Source organism: Mesorhizobium sp. WSM2240, from assembly GCF_040438645.1.
GTDB lineage: Bacteria > Pseudomonadota > Alphaproteobacteria > Rhizobiales > Rhizobiaceae > Allomesorhizobium.
Genome location: NZ_CP159253.1, coordinates 2,660,433 through 2,675,052 on the forward strand (window position 1 = coordinate 2,660,433; position 14,620 = coordinate 2,675,052).

Genomic DNA, 14,620 nt, shown 5'->3' on the forward strand with positions numbered 1-14,620 from the left:
GAAGGATTATCATGCCGGCCTGCCTGGGCACCACCTTTCGAACCGGTGGAGGCACCGAATGCAAGTCAGCGCGTCCTGGAACCGGCTGCTCGCAATAGCGGCCGCAGCCTGCTTCATCGTGGCGGGTTCGCTTATAGGCGTCACCGGAGCTGCGGTGGCGCAGCAATCCCCCAAATCGTCGGAACGGATCTGGTCGAGCCTGAAGGGCGACGTATTCGGCGACCGGCCGATCCTCGCCGATACCGGCCTCGTTCGTATCGAGGCGCCCAAGCGCGCGCAGGATGCGGCGCTGGTGCCGGTCGACATCTATATCGATCCCGCCAAGGCGCCCGAAGGCATCAAATCAGTGACCATGATCATAGACGTGAACCCCGCCCCGGTGGCGGCGACGTTCCAGATCGGCAAGGATTCCGGCGTTACGCATCTGTCGACCCGCGTACGCGTCGACGACTACTCCTATCTGCGTGCGATTGCCGAGACCCAAGGCGGCGAGCTCCACATGTCGCAGACCTTCGTCAAGGCATCGGGCGGGTGCTCAGCGCCGGCGGTCAAGAACACGGACGAAGCGCTGGCCTCAATGGGACAGATGAAGCTGCGCCAGTTTTCGCCAGCGGCGGGCGAGACGGCGAGTAATGCGCCGGAACTGCAGCTGATGATCCGGCATCCCAACAATTCGGGCCTGCAGCGCGATCCGCTGACCCAATATTTCATTCCGGCGCATTTCGTTCAGAATTTCTCGGTCTCGCAAGGCGACCGGCTGATCCTCGCAATGGAAGGCGGAATATCGATTTCGGAAGATCCCAATTTCCGATTCGATTTCGCGCCGGGCGCGAGCGGCGAAATCACGGTCGAAGCGACAGACACCGAGGGCAAGGTCTTCAAGGACCAGTGGCCACTGGAGGCAGCCGGGCTCTGATTGTGGGTCTTTCGAGGCTCGCCACACAGCCTCGCGCTAGTATTTCGACCTTTGAAGGGCTCGCACCTCAGGATGAGGGACGCAGGGCGCCGACATCCCTCATCCTGAGGTGCGAGCGAAAGCGAGCCTCGAAGGACGCACGACGCTTCAGAAGCAGCGGATATCCGCCTCCGCCTGGGCGCGTTTCAGCTCTGAGCCGGCGGTCTTTGCCGGCGGGCTTTCGCGAAACAGTCCGCTCGCCTCGCCGGTTGTCTGCGCCATCTGCTTGAACGTCTCTGCCGCCTCGTAGCGCTCGTAGGGGATGATCGACGCGATGACATCGATCGAGCACGAGCAGCGCTCCAGCGCCTGACGCGTCTGGCCGTTCGATTTCATGCAGCCCAACACATAGTCGGCAAGAGCGATCGTCGGGTAATCCCCCGCCGCTATCGCCGGATTGGCGCAGCTCAATATTGAAGCCAGACAGAGCGGCAAGGTGAAAAATTGGGGCCGCTTTTTCATGCAGCGAATCCTCCGTAGTGGGCGCCCGCACTCAAGCGGGTTCAAGGTCGCCCCAGTTGGCGACGTTTGGCAAAGTCAGTCAAGCAGTTAGTAGGACTAAAGGCGGATCACGGATGGAGCGAAAACGCCATCCCGAGGCGGCCTTGCAATGAGCGCGACGGTCACGATTGACCCCAACGGCCCTGCCCAGTTGAAGTGAGGTCCATGTTGCGTTTACAGGCTATGCGAAAAACTCCGGTCGCGCTTCAAAAAAGCAAAGTATCCGACGAGCCCAATTCGGGAGTCTTGCGACAATTTTTCCTTTTGCTTTACATAAAAGAATTTATTCGGTAGCGCGCACAGCAGAATTGTTAGTTGTCATGACAGTATATCTATGGACCTTCCCCGTATTGTGCATTGCAATATTATTTATATTGCGCTGCAAAACATATTACGCAGGTTTTTCGCTTGCCTGCCGCTTTGTTATGACATAGCCTTTCCCTGTTTCCGGCTTCAAGGGCGTCACCGTCATAGGGAGCGGCGACAGTCTTTCGTAGGCCAAGTGAGGTGGGCAGTAAAGGTGCCCTCTGCTCATCTGGCTTAGGTCGTGACACGCTGCCGGAAATACTTCCCCCCACACGAATCGCTTGGGCAAGCCCTTGTGGGCTCAACGGTCGATTCCTGATTGTGACCCTCGGGAGGATATCAAATGCGTGTATTCAGGAAAGCAATCTGTATACCATTTGCAGCGGCGTTACTAACGTGCGCCTCGGCAATTGGAGTTTCGGCCAATGAAGAGCTGATGAATCTATCGGCGGATGCCAAGAATTGGGCGATGCCAACGGGTGACTATGCCAACACCCGGTATTCGAAACTGAACCAGATCAACAAGGACAATGTGAAGGACCTGCAGGTCAAGTGGACATTCTCCACGGGCGTGCTGCGCGGCCATGAAGGTGGCCCCCTGGTGATCGGCGACGTGATGTACGTCCACACGCCGTTCCCGAATATCGTTTACGCCCTCGACCTCAAGAATGACGGCAAGATCCTCTGGAAATATGAGCCCAAGCAGGATCCGAACGTCATTCCGATCATGTGCTGCGATACTGTCAATCGCGGTGTTGCCTATGGCGACGGCAAGATCATTCTGAACCAGGCCGACACGACTGTCGTGGCGCTCGACGCCAAGACCGGCGAAGTTGTCTGGTCGGTGAAGAATGCCGAAACCGACGGCAGCAAAGGCGAGTCCGGCACCGCCGCACCGATGGTCTTCAAGGACAAGGTGCTCATTGGCGTATCCGGCGCGGAATTCGGCGTCCGCGGCTGGATAGCGGCCTACAATCTCAAGGACGGTTCGCTCGCATGGAAGGGTTATTCCACCGGACCGGACTCTGAGACGCTGATGGATCCCGAGAAGACTACCCATCTCGGCAAGCCTGTCGGACCCGATTCCGGCATCAGCACCTGGGAAGGCGAGCAGTGGAAGACCGGCGGCGGAACGACCTGGGGCTGGTTTGCCTTCGATCCGGAGCTAAATCTGGTCTACTACGGAACGGGTAATCCCTCGACTTGGAACCCCGTGCAGCGTCCGGGCGACAATCGCTGGTCGATGACCATATTCGCACGCGATGCGGATACGGGTATGGCCAAATGGGTTTACCAGATGACCCCGCACGACGAGTGGGACTATGACGGCGTCAACGAGATGATCCTTGTCGACGACATGGACATCGACGGCCAGCAGCGCGACGTGCTTGTTCACTTCGACCGCAACGGCTTTGCCTACACCCTGGACCGTGCGAACGGCGAGCTTCTCGTCGCCAAGAAGTATGATCCAACGGTGAACTGGGCGACGGAAGTCGTTATGGATCCGGCGAGCGAGCAGTATGGCCGTCCGCAGGTTGTTGCCGAGTACTCGACTCAGCAGAACGGCGAGGACGTCAACACGACGGGCATCTGCCCGGCCGCTCTTGGAACGAAAGACCAGCAGCCGGCGACCTATTCGCCGAAGACTGGTCTTTTCTACGTGCCGACAAACCATGTCTGCATGGACTATGAGCCTTACAAGGTCAGCTACACCGCCGGTCAGCCCTATGTAGGCGCGACAGTGGCGATGTACCCGACTCCGAACAGCCATGGCGGCATGGGCAATTTCATTGCCTGGGACGCAGCCAAGGGTGAGATCGTCTGGTCCAAGCCCGAGCAGTTCTCGGTCTGGTCCGGCGCGCTTGCCACCGAAGGCGACGTCATCTTCTACGGCACGCTGGAAGGCTACATCAAGGCGGTGGATAACGAAGGCAACGAACTCTACAAGTTCAAGACGCCTTCCGGCATCATCGGCAACATCAACGCGTTCGAACATGAGGGCAAGCAGTACATTGCCGTCCTTTCGGGTGTGGGTGGTTGGGCCGGCATCGGCCTCGCCGGTGGCCTTCTGGGAGCCGAAGGCGCCGCAGCCTGGCAGACGGCAGTGGCGGGCGAGAGAGCTCCGACCGAGGAAGAAAAGTCGATCTCCACGGCCGGCCTCGGCGCGGTGGGTGGCTATGCCGCTCTTGCCGACTACACGACGCTGGGCGGTCAGCTCACCGTCTTTGGCCTCCCGGATTGATATTCGGGAACATGGCACGGCCAAGGCCATGACGAGGCCTGCGGCCTGAGAAACGAGAGCCCGGATCCCCGGCGATGCCGCCGGGCTCTCGATTTCGCCACGCAACCACAACACACCTGTCAACGCCGCATAGCGACAGCAAAGCTGTGTCCGTGGCGAATTATGGAAGAGGTCTGAATGTCCGTTCGCAAAGTAGTTTCGGTTCTTGCTCTGCTTCTGCCGCTGGCCGGTTTTGCACAGGCGGCCGACGACAGGGAGAAGGCCGCGGCAGTCACAGATGAAAACGGTAAATATTACGATGCCGATGGAAATCCGACTTTCAAGATCGAAGAAGACGGCACCGTCGACTGGTACACGTTCAGCGGCTATCGGCGCTATCATTCCGATTGCCATGTCTGCCACGGGCCCGACGGTGTCGGCTCCAGCTACGCCCCCGCTCTGGCCGAGACGATGAAGAACATCGACTACGGAACCTTCCTGTCGATCGTAGCCGAGGGACGCAAGAATCTCGGCGCCGGCAAGGAAAGCGTCATGCCGGCATTCGGCGACAACAAGAATGTCTATTGTTACATGGACGACCTCTACGTCTATCTGCGCGCGCGCGCTGTCGGGGCAGCACCCCGAGGCCGCCCGCCCAAGAAGGCGGAGAAGCCCCAGCAAGCGAAGGACGACGAAGCGTCCTGCATGGGAGGGTGAGATGAGCCGCTTCCGCCATAAGCTGCGCTTGTTCCTGTTCGCTGCCGCAGCGGCCGCTCTTGTCCCCGGGACGGCGCTGGCCCAGGGCGCCGGTCTCGGCGCCGCCGGCGAACTGGTCGATCCCGAGGTGCTGCGCGTCTGCGCCGATCCCTCGAACATGCCCTTCACCGACGAAAGCGGCGAGGGATTCGAGAACAAGCTCGCCGAATTGATCGCCGAAAAGACCGGCCGGAAATCCGTTGCCTACACTTGGTTTCCCATGGTCACCGGCTTCGTGCGCAATACGCTGAGGGCTAACCGCTGCGACGTCATCATGGGATACGCTCAGGGCGACGAGTTGGTTCAAAACACCAACGCCTACTACCGGTCGGCCTATGTGCTGGTTTTCAAGAAGGGCAGCGGCCTCGATGGCGTCGAGACCATTGAGGATCCCAAGCTCTCGGACAAGAAGATCGGCGTGGTCGGCGGAACGCCTCCCACTGCGAACATGGCGGTGACCAAGCTCATGCGCGGCGCCAAGGTTTATCCGCTGATGGTCGACACGCGAGTGATGCCGTCGATGGCCGAGGTCATGATCAAGGATCTTATGGCAGGCTCGATCGACGCCGCGATCGTGTGGGGTCCGATGGCAGGCTACTACGCCAAGAAATCCGGGGCCGATCTCGAGATCGTCCCACTGATCAAGGAAAAGACCGGGTCCCGCATGATCTACCGGATCACCATGGGCGTGCGGCCTTCGGACCAGGAATGGAAGCGGACGCTGAACCGCGTCATTAAGGACAGCCAGTCTGAGATCAACAAGATCCTGCTCGACTTCAGCGTGCCGCTGATCGACGAGCAGGACAAGCCGATCACGCAGTAGAATTAGTGAACAGGCCCGTTCGGACCGGAAGTTGCGGCGGGTGATGAAGAGAAGGAGATGAAGTCACAATCGTTGCTTTTGCTGCTCGCAGCGGGCTTTCTGGGCTTGGCCGGACCGGTTTGCGCCGGCGGCGTCGAAGAGCCCGCCGGCTACCGGATGGACGAATATCGGGCGCCGGTGCCGGATACGCTGCAAGGAGCGAAGGTGGTGACGACGAGCGAAGCCGAGGCGCTGTGGCGGGAGAAGAAGGCGGTTTTCTTCGATGTGATGCCGCAGGCTCCGAAGCCGGCCAACCTGCCGGCGGGAACGATATGGAAGGAGAAGATCAGGAAGGACATTCCAGGCAGCGTGTGGCTGGCCAATGTGGGCTACGGTGCGATTTCGGCGGAAACCGCAGAATATTTTCGCCAGGGGCTCGAGGCCAACACCGGCTCGGACAAGTCGCGCACGATCCTGTTTTACTGCATGACCGACTGCTGGATGTCCTGGAATGCCGCCAAACGGGCGCTCGAATGGGGATACGGTTCGGTGGTCTGGTACCCGCTCGGATCGGATGGCTGGGAGAGCGCCAATCTTCCTCTGGAGGACAATACGCCCTACGTGGTGAACGATTGAAGCATGACCGCATTAAACGAGACAGAGTTGCAATTTCTGCGTTGTTTTTGAATTTTCAGGACCAATCTTTTCATTAGTCCATTTTGAGACGTAATGGACGAGCCGCTGCATAACGGTGCCCTAGCAGCGGTTGGATATCGACAGGATCGGTCCATTCGGGCCGGTGGAAAAGGAGAAACGGAATGAAGAAGATCTGGACAAAGCCGACCATGTGCCAGGTTGCTGCTGGCTTTGAAATCTCGCGGTACCTGCCTGCTGAAATTACTCCCAAGAAGTAGGCCGCGTCGGTGCGCGCCGCTGGCGACAGCGGCGCGCGCTGCCGACTTTGAATTAAGCGTGACGTATCCGGCCGCGGCAGTACCATACCTGTCGTGTCAAGGAAGTATGGAGTTCGAAACCGGACTGTGGCGATGCGTCTGAAAATCGTCGGATCGGCGGCCGGCGGCGGTTTTCCCCAATGGAACTGCAATTACCGGCTGAGCCGCGCCGCCCGCGCAGGCTCTTCCGGGATACGCCAGCGCACGCAGTCGAGCCTCGCCGCCTCTGCCGATGGCGTCGGCTGGGTTCTCTTCAATGCCTCCCCCGACATCCGCCAGCAGATCGCGCAAACGCCCGAACTGCAGCCCGCGCCTGACGCGCCGTTGCGCTCGACGCCGATACGCGCCGTCGCGCTCACCAATGCCGATGTCGACCACGTCGCCGGCCTGCTCAGCCTTCGCGAGCGCCAGCCCTTCGCCATCTATGCCTCGGAACGGGTTCTCGCCGCGCTCGCGGCCAATCCCATCTTCAACGTGCTCGATCCGGCAGTTGTGCCGCGACGCACCTTGCCTGCGCTGGGTGAATTGGAACTCTGCGACGCCACCGGCCAGGGAACCGGCGTGACGATCGAAAGCTTTGCCGTGCCTGGAAAGGTCGCGCTTTATCTGGAGGATTCAGGCCGGCCGGAGGCCGATTACGGTTCCGAAGAGGGCGACACGATCGCGGTGCGCATTGCAGCCGGCAACAGCCGCTCGGCCTTCTACATTCCCGGCTGCGCCCGGATCGACGCGGCACTGCGGGAGCGGCTTGCCGGCGCGGCCTGCCTGCTGTTCGACGGCACTGTCTATACCGATGACGAAATGATCGCGGCCGGCGTCGGGCAGAAGACCGGCGCACGCATGGGTCACCTGGCGATGTCAGGGCGGGCGGGCTCCATCGCCGGCCTCGCCGACGTCAGGATCGGCCGCCGCATCTTCGTCCACATCAACAACACCAACCCCGTTCTGGACGAAAGCTCGCCTGAACACGCGGCGGTCACAGAGGCCGGCTGGGAAGTCGCCTATGACGGTATGGAGATAGAATTGTGAGCGATTTCCACGACGCCGCCAGGAACGGCCTGTCCACGGTTGAGCTTGAAGCCGTTCTGCGGCGGGTCGGCGCGGAGCGCTACCACAATCGCCATCCCCTCCATCACCGAATGACCAGCGGCGGCATGTCCAAGGGCGAGTTGCAGGCATGGGCGCTGAACCGCTACTGCTACCAGGCGGTCATCCCGCGCAAGGACGCAATTATCCTCGCCCGCGCAACCGATCCCGCCTTTCGCGCCGCCTGGCGCAAGCGCATCGAGGATCATGACGGCGAGGACGGCTGGAGCGGCGGCATCGCCCGCTGGCTGCATCTCGCCACTTCGCTCGGCCTCGATGCCGAGGCAGTGAAAAGCGAAAGGCTCGCCCTGCCCGCCACGCGCTTCGCCGTCGGCGCCTATTTCTCCTTCTGCGCCAATGCGACGTTGCTCGAAGCGATCGCCTCGTCGCTCACCGAACTGTTCTCGCCGGTCATCATCGGCGAGCGCGTACCGGCGATGCTGGCCAAATACGACTACATCACAGAGGATACGCTCGCCTATTTCAGCCGCCGGCCGGAGCAGGCTTCGCGCGATTCCGATTTCGCCCTCGACTATGTGCTCCGCCACGCCGATACGCCGGAGCGCCAGCAGGCGGCGATCGATGCGCTCGTGCTGAAATGCGATATTCTGTGGGCGATGCTCGACGCGCTCCAGCATGCCTATCAGGCAGGAAACATTCCACCCGGCGCTTTCAGGCCCGAGCAGCAGCCATGATCGAGGCGCGGCAAAGGGCAATAGTTTCAAGGCAATCGACGCCGTCGCTGCCAAAACACGTGCGCATCCAGTTCGATCCGGTGCGGCAGGCCTATGCGGTTCTGTCGCCGGAAAAAGTGTTCTGGCCGAACGAGATCAGCCTGGACATTCTGCGCCGCTGCGACGGACAGTCCGATGTCGGCCACATCATCGCCGACCTTGCGGCGGAATATGGCGCCGAGGAGGACGAAATTGCCTCCGATGTAACCGCCTTCCTGCAGGAATGGGCGGATAAACTGCTGGTGAAGCTATGAGCGAACCGCTTCTCCCTCCGATCGGAATGCTAGCGGAACTGACGCATCGTTGTCCGCTGCAATGCCCCTATTGCTCCAATCCGACCGAGCTTTTGAAGGCCAACCGCGAAATGGACACGCAAGCCTGGCTCGACCTGTTCGAGCAGGCGGCCGATCTCGGCGTTCTGCAGGTTCACCTCTCGGGCGGCGAGCCCACTCTGCGCCGGGACCTGGAGCAGTTGATAGCTGGCCTTTCGGCGCGCGGCGTCTACACCAATTTGATCACCGCCGGCGTCGGCATCGCCGAAGGCCGCGTCGAGGCGTTCGCCGAAGCCGGGCTCGACCATCTGCAACTGAGCTTCCAGGGCGCACGGTCGGCGACGACTGAGATGATCGGCAATCATCGCGGCAGCCACGAGAAGAAGCTGGAGACGGCGCGGCGCGCACGGGCCGCCGGCCTGCCACTCACCATCAACGCCCCGATCCACCGCCACAACATCGAGGAAGTGCCGGAGTTCATCGAACTCGCTCTATCCCTCGGCGCAGAGCGCCTCGAGATCGCCAATGTGCAGTATTCCGGCTGGGCGCTGACCAACCGCGACGCGCTGATGCCCGACCGCGCGGCGGTAGACCGCCAGGCCGAGATCGTCGAGGCCGCGCGCGAGCGGCTCGCCGGGATCATGAATATCGACTTCGTTACGCCGGACTATTTCGCCATCTATCCGAAACCCTGCATGGGCGGCTGGGCGCGAGACGCCTTCATGGTGGCGCCGGACGGCATGGTCCTGCCCTGCCACGCCGCGCAGACAATCCCGTCCCTCACCTTCGACCGCTTCGGGGAGCGCACGCTCGCCGAAATCTGGGTGGACTCGCCCGCATTCAACGCCTTCCGCGGAACCGACTGGATGCAGGAGCCGTGCCGCGGTTGCGAGCGGCGCGAGATCGACTGGGGCGGCTGCCGCTGCCAGGCGATGGCGATCGCCGGCGATCCGGCCGCGACCGATCCCGCCTGCGTGAAATCGCCGATCCACGCCCGCATGGCAAATTTCATCGCCGCGGCCAACTCGACCGGAAACGAACGGACAGCGGAAAGCTTCGTCTACCGCCGCATAGGCGTAGTGACCGAACCGGCCTGACGCCGGGACCTATCCGGCTCTCTCGCGCTCCAGAATAGCGTCGGCAAAGGCCAGCGCATCCCGGTTCATCGCCACGTTGTGCACGCGAAAAATGCTCGCGCCCTTCATCCTGAGAATGACGCTCGTGGCAGCTGTGCCGAGATCGCGGGCCTCCCTGTCGCCGCCCGCCACATGGGCAATCAGGCGCTTGCGCGAGGTACCGACGAGCAGCGGAAAGCCGAGCGCGCGCAACTCGCCGAAGCGGGCCATGAGCTGAAGGTTTTCTTCTCCATCCTTGGCGAAGCCGAACCCGGGGTCGAGCACGATCCGTTCATCCGGTATCCCCGCAGCGCGCGCGATCTCCAGCGACCGTTCGAGGAAGAAAAACTGGTCGGCGATCACGTCGGAGAGCTTTTCGCGATCGCGGCCGGTATGCATGATAGCCAAGCCGGCGCCGTTCTCCGCCGCCACGCGGGCAATACCGGGCTCGCGCTGCAGGCCGTGCACGTCGTTGACGATATGCGCACCCGCCCGCACCGCGAGGCGCGCGGTTTCTTCCCGGTAGGTGTCGACCGAGATGATGCAGCCCTCGGCCGCCAGCGCTTCGATTACCGGAAGGATGCGCACCTGTTCCTCGCGCGCCGAAACCGGCTCGGCGCCGGGCCGGGTCGATTCGCCGCCGACATCGATGATTGCCGCACCCTCGGCGATCATCTGGCGTGCATGGGCGAGCGCCGCGTCCGACCTGTCGAACTCTCCCCCATCAGAAAAACTGTCCGGCGTGACATTCAGAATCCCCATCAGCAGCGCCTTCGCGCCGAGCTGGAGCTGCCTGCCCTGGGCGAGATGCCAAAGAGACGTGTCGAAGGGTTTTGAAGACATGGCAGATGGCTCTCAATATTTCGGCGAAATTCCGCCGGTATACGCTACAGCGAAGTTTCAGAGATCACTACCGCATCCGTGGCGTCGCATGCGCGGATCTCCGGCAGGCCTGACTCTCTACCGGCCTGTGCCAATTGCCCTCCCACCCGCTGGCGGCTAAGCAAGGACCGCGGGTACAAAGCCCGCTGCCACCCGGCCAAAAAGCCGCAAACGCAAGCAGGCGGCGTCAACCAGCGTCGCACCGCGCCCAACGAGTTGCTCCCATGAAAATAACAGCCGTAGAACCGTTCATCGTGCACTTGCCCGTAACGGGCAGTTCCATTTCGGACTCGACTCACAACATCACTCATTGGGGCGTGGTCGGCACTCGAATCGTCACCGACAGCGGCCTGATCGGCTACGGTTTTACGGGCACGCATGCGCACCTCGCTTCCGACCGCCTCATCACCTCCTGCATCAGCGGCAGCTACGCGCCGCTTCTGCTCGGCGAGGACGCCAATGATCTAACGAGGCTGTGGACCAAGCTGGCGCGCAGCCCTGCCCTGCAATGGGTGGGACGATCTGGCATCACGCAACTGGCGCTCGCAGCCGTGGATGTCGCGCTCTGGGACCTGGCGGCCAAGCAAGCGCAGGCGCCGCTGTGGAAATATCTGGGAGGCGCGAGAACCGCGCGGCTTGAAGCGTACAACACCGATATCGGATGGCTATCCTACGATCTGCCGACGATGCTCGACCTCGCCAGAAAAGCGGTCGAGGAGGACGGCTTCACGCGCATCAAGATCAAGGTCGGCCATGCCGATCCTACCGCCGACATTGCGCGTCTCGAAGCAGTCCGCCGCCAGGTTGGACCGGACGTCCGCATCGCGGTGGACGGCAACGGCAAATGGGATCTTCCGACATGTAAGCGATTTTGCGCCCGGGCCAGCGAACTCGATCTCTTCTGGTTCGAGGAGCCGACGTGGTACGACGATGTCGGCAGTCATGCGCAGCTTGCTCGATCGACCAACATACCCGTCGCCCTTGGCGAGCAGCTTTACACAATCGATGCGTTCCGCAGCTTCATCGAGGCCGGGGCGGTGCATTACGTTCAGCCGGATGTCACCCGGCTCGGTGGGATAACCGAGTACATACAGGTCGCCGACCTCGCGCATGCCCACAGACTGCCCGTGGCGCCGCATGCCGGCGAGATGAGCCAGGTGCATGTGCATCTGAGCTATTGGCATCCTGCCTCAACGATCCTCGAATATATTCCGTGGATCAAGGACCACTTCGAAGAGCCGATCGACGTCAGGGACGGCAGCTACGCCCTGCCGCAGCAGCCGGGCGCGAGCACTACGCTGCTGGCCGACAGCATGGCGCGTTTTGGCAAAAGCCTTGCCTGATCCCAGAGAATAAACGGAGTCTCCATCAGACGGCAGCTCTCAACCAACTGCACTTACGGCTGCGTCCTCAGGCTCGGCCGTGCTTCCGTTGATCAGCGGATTGGCAGCACATGGCGAGGCCATGCAGGAGCAAATTACTCGTCGTCCTTGTCGTCCGATCCGTGGAAGAAGGATTCTATCTCCTCCATCTCCACATTGCCGTCGCCGTTCTCATCGACCGCATTGAAAATACGGCCGTGGAAATCCTGAACCTCCGCGAGCGACAGGGCACCGTCGCCGTCAGCGTCCACGATAGCAAACATCATTCGCATTCCTGCGCCATGCATCATCCCGGATCTCATGCCGCGTGGACCTCTATCCATCCGATATTCGCTGCCGTGGCGGTCTCGCCAGGCGCCGTGGCGCCAACGGTCCCCACCACGTCGTTCTGCTCGATCTCCGCGTCTGCCGTATGCGCGCGGCTCTTCCTGCATCATTTCGCGCATCATATCGCGCATCATTTCTCGCATGGAATCGGAACTCTGCCCGCTCATGCCGGGTTGGGCGCCCGGGCTTTGTGGCGGCATGGTGGGCGCCGGCGTCGTCTCGGTCTGGGCAAGCGCCGGGGCAATCAAGAACGTCATGGCCGCAGCAGCGGCAGTAAACCTGCTCAGCAATGTCATTATCTCCTCCTGTGTTGGGTCAGTCTGTCCAACCCACTGCGTTGCTCTTAGTTCCTGTCGACCTAGATCTCCTCCGCGGAACGCAAGGGTTTTCGATTCCCCTTTCCGTCCAAGGCAGCATCTGGGACAAGAGAGCTTTTCAGGCTGGGAAAACCGAAATGAGAAGAATTCTTTGGACAGTCGCGGCATCCGTCATCCTGGTTTCTGGTTGCCAAAGCGCAATGCAGCCAGCGACGACAGTCGATTTCGGCCCACAGGCCCTGACGCTGATCAATTCCTACAGGACAAGCCGCGGCCTTTCCCCTCTGGCCTCCAATGCCACGCTGACTGCCCTGGCGAGGCAGCACAGCCAGTACCAGGCAGCCCGGAACGCCATCAGCCATGATGGCTACCGGCAGAGATCGGCTCAGGCCAAGGCTGCCGGGCTGAGCGGAATATGCGCGGAAAATGTCGGCGTTAAATACAGAAGCGCGCAGCAGCTTTTCTCGGGATGGCGGAGTTCCGGAGCCCACAACACGAACATGCTGAGGCCCAACCTGCGCCACGCCGGAATTTCCGTAGTCGGGCGTTACGCGACTTTCTTTGCCTGCTGATTGGACGAGTGGCCGCTGTGCGATGGTGGAGCAGGTCGGCACTTCAGCATCCGCCCAAATCCATCAGGTCATGGAACGCTTTTCAAGGCGGCGGGTTGAAGTCGTCGAAGGGCCGATGAACGGAGAAAAGCCGTGTACAACGGGCATTTCGACGAGGCCGATCTGATATCGGTCGTGAAGGGCTGCACTCATAGCAGATCAGCGGGCTCGCTACTGTCGACTTCAAAAGCCATCGAGGAACTGAGGGTCATCTCGGGCGATTTCGTCACATCGGACGAAGAAATGGTGGACGCAATAAGCAGGGTTGCGATCGCGTTGGGATGCACCGTCGTGTTTGACGAGCAGCCGGGCGCCGATACGCTCAGCATGCCCTCGCTGCGGGCCGATGTGGCGGCTTAGGAGCTAAGACACCGTCTCCGCCCTGCCGCTCTCGGCCGAGCGCAGCAGTGCCTCGATAAGCCGGTGGACCTTCAGCGCTTCGCGGCCGCTGACCTTAGGCTCGCGTCCGCTTTCAGCGGCATCGAGGAAATCCGTCAGCACCGCGCGGTGATCCTCGTGCGAAAACGCCATCGGATCGGCGCCCGCGCCGCCCGGACCCGCTTCCACGCCGACAGCCAAAGCAGTGCCGTCGTGGAACGCCGCCTTCAACGCCGCTCCCTCGATCACCGCCATGCCCTTCGTGCCGATAATGTCGATCTGGTCCGGAAAACCCGGATACGCGCAGGTAGTGGCGCTGACCGTGCCGATCGCGCCGTTGGCGTAGCGCAGGCCGCCGGCGACGATGTCCTCCGTCTCCATGCGATGAACCGCGCTGGTCGTTGCGTAAGCGCAGACCTCTTCCGGCAGGCCGGCAAGCGAGATCAGAAGGTCGAGCGTGTGAATTGCCTGCGTAAGCAGCACGCCGCCGCCGTCGCGCGCCCTGGTGCCGCGGCCGGGCTGATCGTAATAGCTCTGCGGCCGCCAATTATAGGTCCGCGCCGATGCGCCGACGATGTCGCCGAGACGGCCTTCGGCGAGGAGCTTTGCCAGTGCGGTGCTCGCCGACTTGAAGCGGTGCTGCAGGACGACCCCTAGCACAACCCCTGCCCCTTCGGCGGCGGCGACCAGTTCCTCGGCTCGGTCGATGCCGATCTCGAGCGGCTTTTCGAGCAGTATGTGCTTGCCGGCATCGGCCGCGCGCCGCACCAGGTCGAGATGCGTGTTGGGGGGCGTGAGCAGCATCACCGCGCCGACGGACTGGTCGCCAAGGATAGCGTCGAGATCGCCGGAAACCGGAAAGCCGAACTGTTCGGCAAAGGCGGCGCGGCGCGCTTCGGTCGGGCTGTGGGCATGGACGACCTCTACCCGTCCGGCGAGATCGGCCAGGCTCTTGGCATGCGGCGCGGAGGCCATGCCGAGCCCGATGACGGCTATACGCATTTTCGCCATCCGCTATTCCT

17 protein-coding genes are annotated in these 14,620 nt (G+C 61.8%); 13 read left to right on the plus strand and 4 right to left on the minus strand.

Translation table 11 applies throughout. The features are described from left to right. Window positions 1-58: 58 nt before the first annotated feature. Window positions 59-916, plus strand: a complete 858-nt coding sequence (locus tag ABVK50_RS13030) for a quinoprotein dehydrogenase-associated SoxYZ-like carrier (RefSeq protein WP_353641165.1) — start codon at window positions 59-61, stop codon at window positions 914-916. A 147-nt stretch (window positions 917-1,063) separates the two neighbouring features. Here ABVK50_RS13030 and ABVK50_RS13035 read toward each other — a convergent pair whose 3' ends face one another. After that, window positions 1,064-1,417: a hypothetical protein gene (locus ABVK50_RS13035; RefSeq protein ID WP_353641164.1), complete on the minus strand. Its 354-nt coding sequence runs from the start codon at window positions 1,415-1,417 to the stop codon at window positions 1,064-1,066. Between the two features lie 688 nt (window positions 1,418-2,105). Between ABVK50_RS13035 and ABVK50_RS13040 the strand changes: the two genes are divergently transcribed. The 9 genes from ABVK50_RS13040 (at window position 2,106) to pqqE (ending at window position 9,683) form a co-directional block, all read left to right on the plus strand. Next, a complete protein-coding gene (locus ABVK50_RS13040; RefSeq protein ID WP_353641163.1) occupies window positions 2,106-4,004 on the plus strand; it encodes a methanol/ethanol family PQQ-dependent dehydrogenase in 1,899 nt (632 codons plus the stop codon). 177 nt (window positions 4,005-4,181) lie between these two features. Then, window positions 4,182-4,700, plus strand: a complete 519-nt coding sequence (locus tag ABVK50_RS13045) for a c-type cytochrome, methanol metabolism-related (protein ID WP_353641162.1) — start codon at window positions 4,182-4,184, stop codon at window positions 4,698-4,700. A 1-nt stretch (window position 4,701) separates the two neighbouring features. After that, the gene (locus ABVK50_RS13050) at window positions 4,702-5,562 is read left to right on the plus strand and encodes a substrate-binding domain-containing protein (RefSeq protein WP_353641161.1); all 861 of its coding nucleotides are present in this window, start codon (window positions 4,702-4,704) and stop codon (window positions 5,560-5,562) included. A gap of 57 nt (window positions 5,563-5,619) precedes the next feature. Next, window positions 5,620-6,177, plus strand: a complete 558-nt coding sequence (locus ABVK50_RS13055) for a PQQ-dependent catabolism-associated CXXCW motif protein (protein WP_353641160.1) — start codon at window positions 5,620-5,622, stop codon at window positions 6,175-6,177. A 182-nt stretch (window positions 6,178-6,359) separates the two neighbouring features. Next, entirely contained in the window at window positions 6,360-6,455 is a 96-nt protein-coding gene (locus tag ABVK50_RS13060) for a pyrroloquinoline quinone precursor peptide PqqA (RefSeq protein WP_139043887.1), read from the plus strand. A gap of 132 nt (window positions 6,456-6,587) precedes the next feature. After that, window positions 6,588-7,523, plus strand: coding sequence for a pyrroloquinoline quinone biosynthesis protein PqqB (gene pqqB, locus ABVK50_RS13065; RefSeq protein WP_353641159.1), 936 nt, complete (start codon window positions 6,588-6,590; stop codon window positions 7,521-7,523). After that, a complete protein-coding gene (pqqC, locus tag ABVK50_RS13070; RefSeq protein WP_353641158.1) occupies window positions 7,520-8,275 on the plus strand; it encodes a pyrroloquinoline-quinone synthase PqqC in 756 nt (251 codons plus the stop codon). Before pqqB ends, pqqC begins: the two co-directional genes overlap by 4 nt. Beyond that, complete coding sequence (gene pqqD / locus ABVK50_RS13075; RefSeq protein WP_353641157.1) at window positions 8,272-8,568, plus strand: pyrroloquinoline quinone biosynthesis peptide chaperone PqqD; 297 nt, start codon at window positions 8,272-8,274, stop codon at window positions 8,566-8,568. Before pqqC ends, pqqD begins: the two co-directional genes overlap by 4 nt. Beyond that, window positions 8,565-9,683: a pyrroloquinoline quinone biosynthesis protein PqqE gene (gene pqqE, locus ABVK50_RS13080; RefSeq protein ID WP_353641156.1), complete on the plus strand. Its 1,119-nt coding sequence runs from the start codon at window positions 8,565-8,567 to the stop codon at window positions 9,681-9,683. The genes pqqD and pqqE overlap by 4 nt, the downstream gene beginning before the upstream one ends. 9 nt (window positions 9,684-9,692) lie before the next feature. Here the strand turns inward: pqqE and folP are convergent, their stop codons facing one another. Beyond that, window positions 9,693-10,544: a dihydropteroate synthase gene (gene folP, locus ABVK50_RS13085; protein ID WP_353641155.1), complete on the minus strand. Its 852-nt coding sequence runs from the start codon at window positions 10,542-10,544 to the stop codon at window positions 9,693-9,695. 263 nt (window positions 10,545-10,807) lie between these two features. On the opposite strand from folP, the gene ABVK50_RS13090 reads away from it, so the two are divergent. Continuing rightward, the gene (locus tag ABVK50_RS13090) at window positions 10,808-11,926 is read left to right on the plus strand and encodes a mandelate racemase/muconate lactonizing enzyme family protein (RefSeq protein WP_353641154.1); all 1,119 of its coding nucleotides are present in this window, start codon (window positions 10,808-10,810) and stop codon (window positions 11,924-11,926) included. Between the two features lie 134 nt (window positions 11,927-12,060). Here the strand turns inward: ABVK50_RS13090 and ABVK50_RS13095 are convergent, their stop codons facing one another. After that, the gene (locus ABVK50_RS13095; protein ID WP_353641153.1) at window positions 12,061-12,588 is read right to left on the minus strand and encodes an EF-hand domain-containing protein; all 528 of its coding nucleotides are present in this window, start codon (window positions 12,586-12,588) and stop codon (window positions 12,061-12,063) included. 158 nt (window positions 12,589-12,746) lie between these two features. Here ABVK50_RS13095 and ABVK50_RS13100 point away from each other — a divergent pair, with 158 nt between their 5' ends. Both ABVK50_RS13100 and ABVK50_RS13105 read left to right on the plus strand, forming a co-directional pair. Next, window positions 12,747-13,181, plus strand: coding sequence for a CAP domain-containing protein (locus ABVK50_RS13100; protein ID WP_353641152.1), 435 nt, complete (start codon window positions 12,747-12,749; stop codon window positions 13,179-13,181). 132 nt (window positions 13,182-13,313) lie between these two features. Beyond that, entirely contained in the window at window positions 13,314-13,580 is a 267-nt protein-coding gene (locus tag ABVK50_RS13105; RefSeq protein WP_353641151.1) for a hypothetical protein, read from the plus strand. A 3-nt stretch (window positions 13,581-13,583) separates the two neighbouring features. On the opposite strand, the gene ABVK50_RS13110 is transcribed toward ABVK50_RS13105, so the two are convergent. Continuing rightward, the gene (locus ABVK50_RS13110; protein WP_353641150.1) at window positions 13,584-14,609 is read right to left on the minus strand and encodes a Gfo/Idh/MocA family oxidoreductase; all 1,026 of its coding nucleotides are present in this window, start codon (window positions 14,607-14,609) and stop codon (window positions 13,584-13,586) included. Between the last annotated feature and the right edge of the window lie 11 nt (window positions 14,610-14,620).